This window comes from Bacteroidota bacterium (assembly GCA_037133915.1).
Taxonomy (GTDB): domain Bacteria; phylum Bacteroidota; class Bacteroidia; order Bacteroidales; family CAIWKO01; genus JBAXND01.
The window spans coordinates 19,727-36,810 of the sequence record JBAXND010000043.1 but is presented as its reverse complement, the minus strand read 5'-3'; the positions used below and the strand labels follow the sequence as shown (position 1 = coordinate 36,810).

Below are 17,084 nucleotides of genomic sequence, written 5' to 3'. Positions count from 1 at the left end.
AAGCCGGGCTTATGCTTCGGCTTCTTTCAAACTTTTACCGGACAACAGTGAATAACAAAATTCAATTTATTATTTTTTTTAACATTTTTTTTTAAATACTGCCGGTCTTGCAATTATACTGTAAAACCGGCAGTATCTATTGATTTATAATATATTGTCAAATCCAATATCGCATTATTTATTCACGATGAACTTAATAACTGATTGCTCAGATGCAGTCTTCACTTTCAGATAATAAATACCGTTGCCGAGTCCTTCCAGATTAAACTGTCGGGATGAAAGTCCTGCAAGTTTTTCACTGAGCACCTTTTCACCGAGTACACTATAGATTTCTACTGTCACTTCACAATCAACAGAAACGCTTGATGAGATTCTGAAATTTCCGTTGTTCGGATTTGGTGTCAGTTCTATATGAAGTGCTAACGGATTTTCATTGATTCCGGTTACACTAAATTGTATTTGGTTTGAAGGTGCAGAAGTACAACCCTGATTGTTTACAACTACATAATAAGTGCCATTATGCGTTGGTGTGAATACCTGGTTGGTCGCGCCTGCAATAATACCCGATTGCTCGTACCATTGATTTCCGGCAGTTGCATCCGAAATCAAATCGCTGCCTGACTGAATTACAGCCGGTGTGGCAGGGGCATTCATGCATTTATTGAAATGCAGAATAAAGCGATTCAGGTCGTCAGACGGATCGGCAGTGAACTGGTAAAGGCTGTTTTCCCTGATGTCTGTTGATGTGTTCGTCTTCAAGTCTTCCAGAACAATACTTACCGACGGATCAAAGCTGTTGAAATCCTGAGCCGTAATGGTAAATGTACCGGCGGAACCCGCTCTGAACGACAAGGGAACATCAGGAGTTGCCTGAATGCTGTTCAATGCGTTGATGGAATAGCTGAGTGAAGTATCGGCGGCAGTGCTTGACCATAATTGTGTGCCACCGCCAATAATTTTTATACCATCGTAGTCACTGTCAAATAAATCTGTTGCAGTGGCAGCGTAACGAACAATTATTTCATCTGTAAAGGTTCCTTCATGAACTTTTAGACGAATATAGTCGACCGGATTGCTTTTAAAGAAGGTGGTATCCTTATGGGTACGTACCGAATTACTCATCGTCAGCGTGCCGGTAGTGAATGGGTTCGCACAGGTTACAAAGAATCCTTGTTCGGGCGTGATAAAGCCCGAGCCGCCGTTTACTCCAAAACCGTTAACGTAGGTTGCGTAGTTTGCATACGTCTGGTTGTAGATATAAATCGCGTTGTCAACATGGTTCTTTATCATGCCCGGCGCATCCCAGTTAATCGTACTCGGATATGGATTGCCTACCAGATTCCAGCCGCGTTTTGATGTAACCTGCGTAGTGTTTCTGGTCACAGGAATAACGTAGGTGCCGGTGTTGGGTTTTCCAATAAATGCAATTGTTTTATTGGTCAGGGTTTTAAGCGTATAACCTGTTGTCACCGTAAGTGCTGTTGACGGGCTGGTAATATTCAGCCATGCATACGTTGCCTCAAGCCACTTTTTAAGATAACTACCATTGAAGAGAGCTGCTGTGGCAGTACCTATCGGGCTTGAAATGTAATGCCAGTCATTCGCTGTAACGTAACGTTCAATTTTAGCTGTTCCTGAACCACTGATTGTTCCGTTGTCAATGAATGAACCTGTACCTGTAGTGCTGGCTTTCAGGATTAAGCATTGAGCACCGTTCAGGAAGGTAGGTCCGTTGGCAGTAAGTGAATAACCCGGGTTAATCGTAACTGTAGCGCCGCTGTTAATAGTCAGATTTTTACAAACGGCTGCACCGGTAATTACCGGTTTATTGGTCAGGTTAGGGATAATAACATCTGTTGCTGCAGTCGGGACAGCACTCATCGACCAGTTTCCGGGATCGCCCCAGGATGTGCCAACTGCACCTGTCCATGATTCGCCGCAGATATTAACGGCAACCGGAGTTGAAACACATAAGGTAGTATTGCAGTCGCCTTCAGCTCTTACATAGTAAGTTGTGGCCGTTGTGGGTGCGACTTTAATCGAAGCACCTGTGCCTACCAATGTACCGCCACAACTACCCGAATACCAATTCCAGTTTGCACCTGTGCCCGTTGAACCTCCCGTTAATGCTAATAAAGTGGAGTCGCCTGAACAAATAGTTGCAGGTGTTGCCGTAGCAGAAGTCGCAATTACCGAAAGTGTTTTAATAGTTACATTCAGCGTAGCACAAAGTGTATTTCCTGAACAGCCTTCAGATCTTACAAAATAGCTTGTTGCCGTTGAAGGTGAAACTGTAATACTTGTGCCGCTGCCTGCCGCCGTACCACCACAGCTTGCCGTGTACCACTTCCATGTTGCCCCTTGTCCGAGACTGCCGCCGCTTATACCTAGTGTCGTTGACGAACCCGGGCAAATGGGGTTAGCCGTTGCGGTTATACTCGTCGGAACAACTGAACCGGTGAATTCATCAGCACCGATACATGGAGGGCTGTTTCTTGGATCGTTATCAATATCCGTTGTAATCCCGCTGATTGTTGTTCCAGTCTGGAATAACTGAGAAGCACAAACATGCAAATCGCAAATCGCAGTGTTCGTGAAGTTCGGATTGACACTTACTGAAGAAGCATCCTTTGACATTGCACTTTGCCAGTTCGCCAACGAAGTCAGGGCAACACCATTATATCCTACCGCTCCACCCGTTCCGCTGGCAAGCAGATCGTTGAAATCAGATGTCAGATTCGCATAAGTTGAGCGGATATTGATACTGTAGTTTTTACCGGCTCCCGAATTTGAACGGGCATTTACCAGAATGTTATTCTTATAATTTGCAGTATAATCAGCATACTGGTATACGCAATTTGATGTGCCGGTGCCATTGGCTGTACCTGCAATATAAATTGAATTATTGAAAAAATTAGTAACTGTACCGTTATTTGGCCATGCATAGAATCCATAAACATTTGCAGCGCCCGTGGAATTCGAAATACTGACAAAATTATTTGAAAATGTAGCAACTTCACCGGCACCGCCTCCGAAATAATCCAGCCCATATACGTTACTGCCGGTCGATTTTAAATCGAATACTTTGTTGTTGGTAATGGTGGTGGTTGTCGTACCATAGTTCAAATAAATTCCGTAGAGGCTGGTTGTTGTCATCGTTGCCACTTCGTAAACCTGATTTCCGGTTATAATAGTACCGGGATAGTAGTATTCCACATCTATACCGTACTGTGCAAAATCGTATATAGCACATTTCTCAATTTTATTATTGGCGCTGTTAATGCCACTGCTGCCATACATATATACGCCGTACCCGGTATAGGTAGTTGAACTGGAAGTAATTGCGCAGTTGTAAACAGTATTATTGCTGTTCCCGCTTACGCCGGCCGTTGAGAAATATACACCATAGCTGGTTGATCCGGAAGCTTTTATTAAGGTGTTTTTTACAAAGTCGTTCGATGCGTCATTGATGATTCGAATCCCCGCACCGGGACTGGTTGTAGTGGTATTGCTGATAGTCAAATCGCGCGATGTACCTCCAACCGTATTTGAACCGTCAATAGTAAGATAATTGATGCCATTGAGGTCGATTAGTGCTGTGCTGTTAGACCCGGTAATTGTTGGTGTCGCACCTGTAGCCGGTTTTATGGTAATATAATTGAATGCCGAGGCTCCGGGAATGGCGTTGAAAGTGATTGGGAACGTCGACTCGCTGGTATAGGTTGACTGAATAGACAGTGTAGTGGCTCCACATACTCCATATTTTTTAAGTGTATCTGCTGCCATTTTGAGTGTCGGGAAGGTACCTGTTGGCCCAATAGTGATGACTCCTGAAAACGATGTATAAACGTTGTTCTCCGTTTTTGAATCATTGAATGTATTCTGGTCTGTAACACCATTTGGAAGCGAAGTCACGGCCGTAATTGAATATGGAATTCCGGACGAGAAATTAATACTGCCGACATTTACCTGTACAGATGCTCCTGTAGCCAATGTACCGGACCAGTTATAGGTCGGCTGAGCACCTCCCGGTGTTACATTCCAGTTAATGACAGCGCTGGTGAGTGTTTGCAAACCATAATTATACAACATCACCTGCACCGGTTGCGCACCTGTGCAGTATGATCGGCTGATAGCACTTATTCCGGCGTCATTTTGCGGCGGCATGAATTCATCAGCGCCGATACAAGGACGCGTAGGACTGACCGGTCGTGTCTGGCCGTCATAATCTGTTGTATAGGCAGCATACCAGTTGCCTTTTTTCCATAAACCGAAGGCATTGGAGTGAAGATCGCCCAAACTGACATTCGTAAATATAGGGTTGACAGACGTTGATAGCGAATCTTTACCCTGTCCTTTCCATGCGGTAGTGTCAACGAAATATACTGAAGTATTATAGCCAATACACCCCGATATCGGATCAGTAGCCAGAAGATTGTTATAGTTTGATGTAAGGTTGCTCATATAACTGCTTGATGAAAGCTGGAAGCATAAACTCTTACCGCTTGATGCTGTGCGTGCATTGAATAAAACATTGTTTCTTACAAAAGAGTTGCTATACCCACTCAGGTAGAAACACGATGTGGTGCCTGAACTGCTGCCCCCAAGATATACTGAATTATAAATGAAATTCAGCTTTGATGAGGAGCTTGCCGAATTATACATCCCATACAAAGACGCACTTGGTGAAGTTGAAGCTCCGTCAAGATCAATGAAGTTGTTGGTCACATTCAGGGTGTCAGAGGATGAGGAGGAGAAATAAATTCCCCTGATGGATGCCGCTGACGTAGAGGAAGACAGGTTGTAGATTTTATTCCGGCTGATCTCATAACGGGCACCCGAAATTGAATTTCCAACATTGATGCCATAGAGAGATGACGAAGCCTGAGCTGTTGTTTGATAAATAAAATTGCGTCGGATAGTAGTCTTTGAATAGTAATTTCCCAAATCAATTCCGATGCTTGAGAAGTTGTAGATATTACAATCTTCAATGGTATTATTTATGCCAACGAATGCCGAAGCACCGCTAAAATATATCCCTTTTGAGGTAAGACTTGCCCCTGATGTAATATCGCAATTTCGTAAGGTATCATAGTTAGCTGCACCGTTGCTATTCTCTGAAAAAATTACGACAGACGTGCTGGAAGCGACTCCCTTAAGTACCGTATTCTTTACCATATTATAGCTGCCGTCACCTATAAACCGCAAGGCCCTGCCAGAAGTATTCGTATTCGAGATTGTCAGGTCTTTCGTTGTTCCACCGGTCGCATTCGATCCGTCGATAATCACATATTTGGTGCCGCTGAAATCGATCAATTGACCGGAGCTGCTTCCGCTGATTAACGGTGACGCCCCTGAAGCAGGCTTAATTGTAATGGTGTTGGTAGATGAAACACCTGCAATACCACTCAGTGTAATCGGGAATTTTTCGGTTCTGCCTGTCGCCGGATAAATGCTTTGTAATTCCAGTTTTACAGGTCCGCAAATACCATAAAGTTGTAAAGTGGAGTCAGCAACCCGGAGCGTCGGGAACAAACCGCCTTGCCCAACAGTGAGAAGTCCTGCATAAGAGGCCTGTATGTTAGATTCAGTCCACGAATCGTTGGTTGTAAATCCGTCGGGTTGACCGCTCGGCAGACTGCTCGTTGCCTTAATTGTATCGGAAATACCATTGATAAAACTGAATGTTCCAACAACCACCTGGGCCGATTGACCTGTGGTGAGCGTGGTTCCACTCCAGTTTAACGGAGTTTGAGGTACGCTGTTCACACTCCAGTTTATAGTAGCGCTGGTAAGGTTGGCAATTCCGAAATTTTTAATCGTTACGGTCACATTCTGGCTGCCGCTGCAATAGTTGCGGTTAATGGCCGTTATACCGGCATCATACTGCGGGAATGTAAACTCATCAGCCCCGATATCAGGGATAGAGACATTTCGAAGGTCGCCTTCAATATCAGTAGTGATTCCAGGTATCGGAGTCCCGGCACCATCCAAACCTAAAGATAAAACGTGAAGATCGGTTGATGAATAGAATACTGGGTCAATAGCCTTTGAAACAGAATCCTTTGTGGTTGCCGTCTGCCAATCGTTAAGCGTCGTTTTATCTGCACCAAGATACCCAAGAACGCCATAAGTACCGTTTCCATAATAATCATTGTAGTTAATCTTTGAGAAGGTGGTTCCCGATGGACAGTAAATGGCGTATGATTTAGAACCCGACAATCCGATAATTCCATTTGCAAAAATATTATCACGGATATCGTTTCCGGTAATGGTCGATGACGTGATTAGCAGTGCTGCTGACAGAGTACCCGAACTGCCCAGAGCGTATTGAGATCCGGAAAGATTGACGGAATTGTAATAAAGTTTATATCCTGTTCCTCCGGTCAGACGGATACCAAACGGATTCCACGTTGTGCTTGAAGCGTAGTTGTTGGTAGTGAGTATCTGGTAAATCATGTTGTTGTCCATCTGAACACCCGAAGTGCCCGTTGTTGCCCCAACATTAATTCCATAAGCCCCATATCCTGAACTGCTGTTATTCTTGATATCATGAATTTTATTTTTGGATATTACTCCGTTTGTAACATAATCCATAATCTCAATACCTGCAATATTGTTGCTGACCGCAGAAGTAATCATGTTGTAGATCTCATTACCGCTGATGTTCATGGCATTGGCACCCGCAATATAGATGCCTCTGTTGGTAATATAATCAGCAGCGGTGGCAGAGCCAATGATGTTACCGCTGATGGTCAGGTTATCATTTACTCCTGATGAGGGCGCACCGCACCAGATACCATAATAACCTTTGCTGATTACGTTATTCTGTATAGTCAGGTTGTCATTATCCGCACCTGTTGAACCAAGTGTACTTCCGACAAACACAACATATGTTGTATTGGCGTTAGAACCGGCCTTGAGGTTACAGTTTTTAATGGTAATAAATTTACTGCCGGCACCTGTGCCCGCACTGTAAACCCAGATTGCTCCGGTGCTGGAGGTAGTACTCGTGTTGCTGATGGTAAGGTTCCGGCTGTTAGTGCCATTATTTGAGCCATCAATAGTTACATAGGCACCCCCATTAATCTTGATTAGGTGAGCCGTGGAGTAGGTCCCTGAAATGCTCGCAGTAACACCGCTTGCAGGCCTGATGGTTAAGGTATTGACCGCCGACATTCCCGGAGCCTGATTGATAGTGATGGGGAAAGTCTCTGCAGATGAAAGGTAGGCGGCATTCAGCTCCAAAATCACCGGACCGCAGACTCCCCGTGCATTAAGTGAATCGCATGCAGTTCTGAGTGATGTGAAGTCACCTCCGGTTCCGATTGAATAGGTCCCGCCCATTGTTGTTTTAATATTCTTTTCGGTAAGTGAATCATTGATGGGATTAGCATCCGTTGTACCATTTGGCAGTGTTGTAAATGCTTTGATGTTGTAATTCAGACCTGAAGCAAATGTATAGCTGCCTATCGGAACAACAACAGAAGTTCCTGAAGGCAATGTTCCACTCCAGCTATACTGTGTTTGTGCTGATCCGTTAACTGTCCAGTTAATTTTTGCAGAAGTAAGTGTTAACATTCCAAAGTTCTTGAGCGTAACATTTACTGGCTGCGAGCCGGAACAATATGCACGGTTAATAGCTGTAATTCCGGCATCATCATTTGGTGGTGTGAATTCGTCTGCACCAATATCAGGTGTGGTCAGGTTTCTGAGGTCCCCGTCATAGTCAGTTGTAATAGTGCCGATAACGTTTGCTCCTCCATTCAACGCAAAGGCAGATGCGTGAAGGTCGGTAGTGGAAGTGAATTGCGGATCATTGTTTATAGAATTCAGATCGCTTGATGTGGCAAGTTTCCAGGCTGCAATTGTTGTCTGGTCACCGCCAAGGTAACCCAGCACACCCTGTGTACCGCTTACATAATAATCATTGTAGTTGATATTCGTGAAAGCAGTTTTCGGGGAAACCGAATAAATAGCATAGTTCTTTGAACTTGACTGACTGCTATTGACCATAGAATTCGTGAAAATATTATTCCTCAGGTCGATGGTCGAATTTGAAGCGCCATCAACCAGCATGGCGGCGGTTAATGTTGCTGATGAGCTATAGGTCAGCGTACCTGTCATTGAAACAGAGTTGTACCAGACGTTCACGCCTCCCAATGCGGCTGAACTACCGTCAAGGTATATACCCACTGGTGACGAACCACCAAACGTACTGAAACCAGTACCACCTATTGCGGCAATCATATTATTGCTGATTGTTATATTGCTCGTCAGACTTCCGCTGGCAACATAAATACCAAATCCTCCATATCCCGAACTGCTTGTTCCATAAATATCATGGATGTAGTTTTTAGACACAGCAGTGCTAACAGCACCTGTACTCAGGATGATTCCTTTGGGTGTACCGGTTGTGTTCGTAATATTATAGATGGTGTCTCCGCTGATTATGCCCCCATCCGCGTAATACTCATAGATGCCTGCAAAGCCGATGTAATTTCCTGAAGTGGCACTGCCAATGGCATTATTCAGAATATTAAGGTTGGTGTTTGTACCTGTCGACGATGCATTGGCATAAACACCGTAATAAGCTTTACTTATCCTGTTACCCTGAATGGTATTATAATCATTATCGTCGCCGGAAGAACCGATACCATTACCACCCAAATAGATGCCATAGGTATAAACAGAACTGGAACCGGTTGTGCCTGTTGAGATATTACAATTCTTGATTGTATTGTGCGTAGCACCGGCACCGGTTCCCAGACTCTGGATATTGATTGCTGCAATGCTGTTAACAGTATGGGTGTTTGTTATGGTAAGGTTACGTGAGGAGGTGCCGTTGTTCGAACCATCTATGGTGACATAGTCAGCTCCGACAAGCTTAATCAGTCCGCCGGCATAAGAACCGCTGATAGAAGCAGTGACACCGGTACCCGGCTTAATGGTTAGGGTGTTGAGTGCCGAAATGCCTGATATCTGGTTTATCACTATAGGGAAGGTTTCCGATGTGCTGTTGTAAGTATTGTTCAGAACGAAGTTGACAGCACCGCACATACCTCGCGTATTCAAATCAGCTAAGGCTGCACCAATGGTAGTGTAATTTCCGCCCGTGGCTCCAATATTAAAATTCCCGGTCATCTGGGTGTAAATGGCCGATTCAGTTCTGGAATCATTGGCAGGATTACCATCAGCATTTCCATTTGGATTACGCGTATAGACAGTAATAGTGTATGCAGTATCAGTGGCGAAGGTGTAATTGCCCAGTGGAACAGACAATGATGCTCCGACCGAAATGCTTCCGGTCCATTGGATGGGTGGTTGCACATGGTTATTTACCGACCAGTAAACGGAGTCGGATACAAGAGTGCTCAGTCCATAATTTGCCATGGTCGCAGTCACGGTCTGGCTGCCTGAACAATAGATTCTATTGATTGCAAGAATACCTGCATCATCACCTGTCGGTGTAAACTCATCAGCGCCGATGCACGGACGTGTTGGATTTGTCGGTCTCGCCTGACCATCATAATCTTTAGTAACAGCAAGCCAGGTGCCTTTTTTCCAGATGCCTGCACTCGATGCATGAAGATCACAGAGTGCAACATTTGAGAACGAAGGATTAATGGAAACAGAGGCTGTATCTTTATTCGCAGCCTTCCATGCCGTTGTATCGGTATAATTGGTAGTTCCGTCATAACCGATAGTTCCACCGGTTCCTGTTACTAAAATATCATTATAGTTAGACTTTAAATAAGCCATGTAAGATGTGGAGTTAACAAAGAAGCAGTAATTCTTTCCTGCGCTTGTCCGGGCGTTGAAAAGAATGTTATTTCTAACTACAGATGGATAGGTTCCCATCAATTTGAAACAAGATGATGAGGTTGTACCGGCGGGGACATTTCCACCAATGTAAACAGAATTATAGAAAAAATTAAACGTCCCGGCATTTGACGGATAATAGTGCATACCTGTAACAGTGGCGCTGGCATTGGCACTTGAAGTCTCGAGTGATATAAAATTATTATCCACATTCAGAATGTCCCCTGAATTGCCCCAATTACAATATATTGCACTGATAGTAGGAGAAGACCCTGAAGATTTGAGGTCATAAATTTTATTACCGCTAATATTTGTAACTGTACCTGCGTAATTCAGGAAGATACCATACAATGACCCCGTCATCGTGTTAACCTCATAAATAATATTTCCTCTTATGGTAGTATAATTATAATAATTGAACAGATAAATGCCGTAGTTGGAGAAGTTGAAAATATTGCAACCCTCTACACAGTTATTTATCCCAACATAGCCGCTGCTTCCATTAAGCGAAATACCATTGTACATTGATGTTCCAACCGATGTAACATCACAATTGCGAATCGTATCATTCGAATTGCCAACGGTTGTACTGGTCGAAAGGTTAATAACAGGGTAGGAACTTCCACTGCCGGCTCCTTTGATCACGGTATTTTTTATTATGTTGTTGGAACTGCCATTTGTAAATGTGATTGCGGTACCGGAAGAATAGGAATTTGAAATCGTAAGATTCTTTGTCGTTCCACCGGTAGTATTAGAACCGTCAATAATAATATACTGAGAAGCGTTAAAATTGAAAACTTTTGCTGCTGTAGTGCTTGATATGGTCGGACTTGCTCCAGGTGCAGGTTTAATTGTTATTGTATTCGTTGCTGATACGCCTGCAATGCTGTTGAATGTAAGTGGCAATACTTCTGTCCCGCCCGGATAAGTTGACAACATTTGCAGAGTCAGCGGACCACATAAGCCAACTAATTTCAACGTTGAATCGGCAGCATACAATGTTTTAAAACTACCGCCGGTTCCAACTGTCAGAGTTCCGGAAAGTGAAGGTTTGATACCGGCCTGCGTTTTGGAATCGTTTGCAGGGTTAGCATCTGTGTTTCCATTGGGTTTGCGTGTATAGGCCGTAACGCTGTAGGTTGCGCCAAAGCTGAAGTTGTAGGTGCCCAGGTTAACGCTGGTTGTCGAGCCCGGTGCAACTGTTCCTGTCCATTTAATGGCAGGCTGATTCACACTATTTACTGACCAGTAAATGGAATCATTGGAAAGGTCAACCAGACCAAAATTCATCATGGTAGCAGTCACGGTCTGGCTTCCGACACAATAGGTAGTACCAATTGCTGTTATTCCGGCATCATCGTTGGGTGGAGTGAATTCATCTGCACCAATGTCGGGCAAGGTTACATTACGCAAATCGCCTTCAATGTCGGTAGTAATTCCGGTTATAGGAATTGCGCCACCGTTGAGTGCATAGGCAGAGGCGTGCAAATCAGTTGTGGAAACAAACTGTGGATCGGAGTTGGCTGAAGCTACATCCTGACTCGTTGCTGTTCTCCATGCCGCGATGGTAGTAATATCACCGGCCAGATATCCTAAAATACCCTGAGTTCCGCTTACATAATAGTCATTGTTATTAATTGTTGTAAAGGCAGTCTTCGCAGCACTTGAATATATAGCATAATTCTTTGCACCGGCATTCGCACCATTGTTCATTGAATTCCTGAATACATTATTTTTAATATCCAGCGCAGTCAAACTACTGCTGTAAACAAGCATCGCCGCTGTAAGAGTAACGCTATTAGTCGTCAGCGTTCCACTCATATAAACCGAATTGTACCATACCTTAATCGCACCGGAAGAGCCGTCAAGATAAATACCAACGGGAGAAGAACTGCTGAAACCGGTAAATCCATCTCCACCAATAGTATAAATCATATTATTCACGATGGTGTCATTACTGGTGGCATTGCCACTGTTCAGATATATACCGCGACCACCATAGCCTCCAGTTCCGGTATACATGACATCGTGAATTTTATTGGCTGCCACAAAATAATTGATCACCCCGGTATTAAGATTTATACCGTAGCACGTATTTGACGGATAAAGTACATTGAGAATTGTATTACCGGAAAGGCTTCCGCCATCGACATAGGAAAGGTACACTCCGGTGAATCCGATAGAAGCTGTCGTAGTGGCGCTTCCTATGGTATTATTCAAAATCCGGAGTCTGTTATCAGCTCCAGAAGCTGAAGTAGCTCCCGCGTAAATACCGTAATATGCATTCGCAATGATGTTATTCTGAATTGTATTATAATCATTATCATCACCGTTTGTCGGTGTTGTTATAGCTGAACCGCATAATATCACGCCATAGGTCAGAACACTTGAAGTACCCATCGTTCCTGCGGAAATATTACAGTTCTTTATGGTATTATACGTTGCGCCTGCGGCTGTTCCAAGGCTCGACATCCACACTGCCGCTGTACCGGTCGCCACGCTTGTATTCGAAATGGTAAGATCACGTGTGCTTCCGCCAACCGCGTTTGAACCATCAATGGTCACATAATCGGCGCCATTCAGCTTTATCAGGGCTCCCGCATAGCTTCCGCTGAGCGATGCCGTAACACCTGTTCCCGGTTTAATAGTGAGCGTATTCACAGCCGACATTCCGGCAGCCTGATTAATTGTAATCGGATATGTTTCTGAGGAGCCAGCATAGCTGCTGTTGAGAATAAAACTTACGGGTCCGCACACACCATTCAGGTTCAGAGAATCACAGGCCGCTCGCAGGGTAGTGAAATCGCCGCCCGGTCCAACAGCGTATGTGCCGGATAATTGAGATCTGATTCCGGCCTCGGTTTTAGAATCGTTTGATGAATTTGCATCTGTATTGCCGTTAGGAAGGCTGGTAGTGGCGGTGATTGAATAATTTGTGCCTCTTACAAAATTGAAATTCGGAGTTAGTGTAACACTTGTAGTAGAACCCGGCGTAAGGGCTGGTCCGCTCCAGGTATTCTGGGGCGTCTGTGGAATCCCATTTACCGACCAGTCAATCTTGACACTATTAAGATTTGATATTCCAAAGTTTTTAAGTGAAACACTCACACTCTGAGAGCCTGCACAGTAACTGCGATTGATAGCTGTGATACCTGCATCATCATTTGCGGGAACAAACTCATCCGCACCGATACAAGGCTGTGTGGGATTTACAGGACGAGCTGCCCCGTCATAATCTATGCTTGAATATGTTGGATACCAGTAAGCTTTTCTATATAAACCTCCGGCAGATGCATGAAGGTTTGCTGTAGTAACATCAGTAAAGCTTGGGTTCACAGAAACAGAGTTGGTATCCTTGGCTGTTCCCGAACCCTGCCATGAGACAAGATCAACAACATAGGCGGAGCCATTATACCCAACCGTTCCACTAATGGGGTCAGTAGCAATCAGGTCGTTGTAATTTGAAGTAAGAGAGCTGAGCGTGCCACTACCAACATAAATACAATAACTTCTGCCACTGCTTGGTACACGCGCATTGTAAAAGATATTATTGCGAACAAAAGAAGGGAAACTGCCGCCAAGATAAAAACATGAAGAAGTCGAAGAGCTGCCGGTACCACCAATATAGATGGAGTTATATATCACATTCATTCTGGCAGAAGAGTTCGAGTTGTTAAATATACCTCTCAATGTAGCACCGGTTGTTGTAGTAACGGCGTCCAGACTAATAAAGTTATTGATGATATTGAGCGTATCGGTACTGGCTGTGGGGAAGTAGATCGCATAGACACTCGGTGTGGATCCGGTAGTATTAATGTTGTATATTTTATTGCGGCTGATCTCATTGCGTGCACCCGACAATGAGCCGGCCGCACTGATACCAATGAGAGTTGTCGATGTCTGTGCATTGATCTCATAGATACTACATCTGCGTATCGTTGTTCTGGTATAGTAACCACCAATGAGCACACCCGAATACGAAAAATTTGTAATGTTGCAGTCTTCAACAGTATTGTTAACGCCAGGGCTTACCGATGAGCCGGAAAAATACACACCAGTGTATGGATAACCTGATCCGGCATATGTAATATCGCAGTTCCGGATAGTATCGTTATTGTTACCGGTAGTGGTAGTACTTGAAAAATATACCGGTCCGTATGTTGTATTTGCACCTTTCAGCAAACAGTTCTTCACCATGTCTGATGAACCATTGTTGGTAAACTTAACAGCGTATCCTGAAGTACTTGTGTTGGATATTGTGAGGTCTTTTGTGGTCCCGCCTACAGCATTAGAACCGTCAATGATTATGTTCTGAGCTCCATTAAGGTCAATGAGTGCACCACCATAAGAACCGGAGATGCTTGGTGAAGCCCCGGCAACAGGTTTAATTGTGACCGTATTGATTGATGAAGATCCTGTGATAGCGTTAAATGTAACAGGGAAGGTCTCTCCTCCGCTATAAGTGGTCGTTATCATGAATGATACCGGACCGCAAACGCCATAGGTATTAAGCGCCGTGGCAACAGCTCCGATAGTTGTGTAGCTACCGCCTGTACCAACAGTATAAGTACCACTGAGCCTTGCAAAAATTGCACTTTCAGTTTTAGTATCATTAGCGGCATAGATATCCGGCGAAGGAGTCACACTGGCAATAGTAGCCGTAATCGAGTAGGATGTGGCCGCTAAAAAATTGAAATTTCCTAGGCTGACCTGCACGCTGCTTCCGGGGGCAAGGGTGCCCGACCAGTTATAGGGTGTTTGTACACCGCCCGGCATTACGGTCCAGTTTATTGTTGCTGCCGTTATCGTTGTATTTCCTCCGTTGGAAATGGTTGCGAGCACAGGCACGGAACCTGAGCAAATAACGCGGTCAATAGCTGTTATAGCCAGATCTGTTCCGTTAAGGAAATATTCATCGGCTCCAATATCGGGGGTGGCAGCGTTGCGGGTGTCGCCGTCAATATCTTTAGTAGTGATGGCTGTAAGCGGCGTTGCTGATCCATTAATTGTGGCATTACTGGTTTGGATATGCAGGTCAGTAGCACTAATAAAGGTTGGATCCACGTTTTTTGAAGCTGCATCAGGTGCAGAAGTCAAACCCTGCCAGTTTGCAAGCGATGCCTTATCCGTTGAGCTCGCCAGTCCAATAAAACCATTAGTGCCACTTACCCATAAATCATTATAATTAGAAATTGAACCCGTTGCGCCAATTAGTGTTGTTGAAGTTGTGACCCAGCAGTAGTGCTTCCCTGTAGAAGCGGCCGTTGTGTTTGAGAAGATGTTGTTCTGAACCTTCATTACCGGACCTGAACTTGTTCCTATCTCAAAACATGAGCTATTTGGAGTAAGGTTTGATGGCGCTATTGAAACAGTATTATAGGCGATGTTATGTTCTGCATTACTTCCATTGCCTCCGTCCTGAATGTAAATACCAATAATCTGCCTTCCGGTTGCATAAAGAGAAGTATTGTTAATATTATAAATAAAATTGTTGTAGACTTTAGAAATGCTGCCGGTGGCTCCTGTGAGATTAACCCTCATACCTGCTACTCTGTGAGCAGAACCGCTGGTAGCGGAAAAATTTGTCAGGTCATGAATAATGTTATTATAAATTTCAATGGTTCCGACAGAAGTGGTTCCCGAGCCGGAATTACTGATATATATACCATCCACATTGTTAGTAGTACCCTTACTTGATACATTTCTAACCTCAGTATTGTAGATTTTAAAATTCTTCTCGCTGGTTGCCTTTATTCCCCATGCATCATAGGAGGCTGTGTTAGCAATACTGTCAGTAGTTCCAATACCAATATAGGATTTTCCGGCTAACGCACCCACTTCACAACCATCATCCGGAAAGGATGAATTACCAATCAGTGTAATACCCTGAGGCGATTTGCCAATCACAAAATTCAAGTATTTGTTGTATGAATTTGCTCCTGTACTTGCCGTAGGTGTTGTGGCCACATTCTGGCAAATGGGTCCAACGGTTGCACTGGTATTTACTCTGGATAATGTAATCGTACAATTCTTAATAGTATTGTATTGCGCTCCGTCAGTAGCCGATGCATTAATTATATAGTATCCGAACTCCATCTCGGTCGTAGCGGTTGTATTCAAAGCATTTTCTGCAAGGTCAATGCCATCAAATGTGATATAGTCTGCGCCTTTAATTGTCACAATCGCATCTGTTGAACCTACACCGGGATTCACTGCAGTTATCTTTGGGTTAATACCCGAACCGTTCTTCTTGAAAATAATGGGACCGGTTGCAGTACCCGATGTTGTAATTGCAGGGCAGATTTCAGTTACTGTGAAACCGGGATCTACGAGGAAGGTAACACCCGTGCTGCACACACCTTTCAAATTAAGATCATTTATCGCAGCAGTAAAATTGGCGTAATCACCGCCGGTGGATTTGATAGTTTTTGTTCCGCAAAGAGAGACCGGAGGGGTAAATGTGTAAGTCATCCCACTTGGAAGATATGCGATATGTGACGAAACTATTGAATTAAATGCCACAGTTGTGGAGGAAGTAGGCGTTGTTGCAGGTGTGACGCTTACAAAATGATTTGTTCCACCCACCGCATCAGTAATCCCAATAGACGCGCTTGCTGAACCTCCGGGTGCATTAGCCATAGACCCGTATACGAACTCTACGACATTTGTGCTTTCATATAATTTTACCTGAAAATTCACTAAATTCGATACGCTGTAGTACCATTTAATATTTTTGAATTCTATGGTTAGAACTCGGGGAGAACCAGTTGAAAGGTAATACGAAATATTACCAGTGGCATCTGTTGCCAGATCATCCCAAAAAGGTGCTAACACCAGTAAATTCGATTGGCTTGCAAGGTCATTGGTGGATAAAGTGGCTGTTTGCGCTCCACCTAAATATACAAATCCATTCGAGCTCGCTTTGAAATTCGTGTATGTAACACCACAATAAACAAAGTTAAAACCGATTGCTGTCAAACCCGATACTAATTCGTCCTGACCGGAAGCAACCAATTGGGTGCCCCCTGTAATAGGAGTGTAGGTACCACTTGAGTAAGAAAAGGAGTAGCTGCCTGCGGTTTGTCCGTTTACGCTAACGCTTAGCATGAATGCCGCAATGAGGAGTAATAATTTTCTCATAAAACAAATTATTAGATTATTATTGGATTTTTTAATAATTATTTTGTAATAAAATTTGATATTAATCGTCTGTACTATAATGTTTTAAAGCAAGTATAAGTCTGTATTTAATGTAAGATTTT

At 43.9% G+C, this 17,084-nt stretch carries 1 protein-coding gene; it reads right to left on the bottom strand.

Annotated elements, in window-relative coordinates:
* Positions 1 to 174 precede the first annotated feature (174 nt).
* On the bottom strand, positions 175 to 16,962 hold the full coding sequence (locus WCM76_13020) for a right-handed parallel beta-helix repeat-containing protein (GenBank protein MEI6766548.1): 16,788 nt from the start codon (positions 16,960 to 16,962) through the stop codon (positions 175 to 177).
* Between the last annotated feature and the right edge of the window lie 122 nt (positions 16,963 to 17,084).

Coding starts and splice junctions, on each gene's coding strand:
- WCM76_13020 (MEI6766548.1), bottom strand. CDS start 16,962: ATGAGAAAATTATTACTCCTCATTGCGGCATTCATGCTAAGCGTTAGC.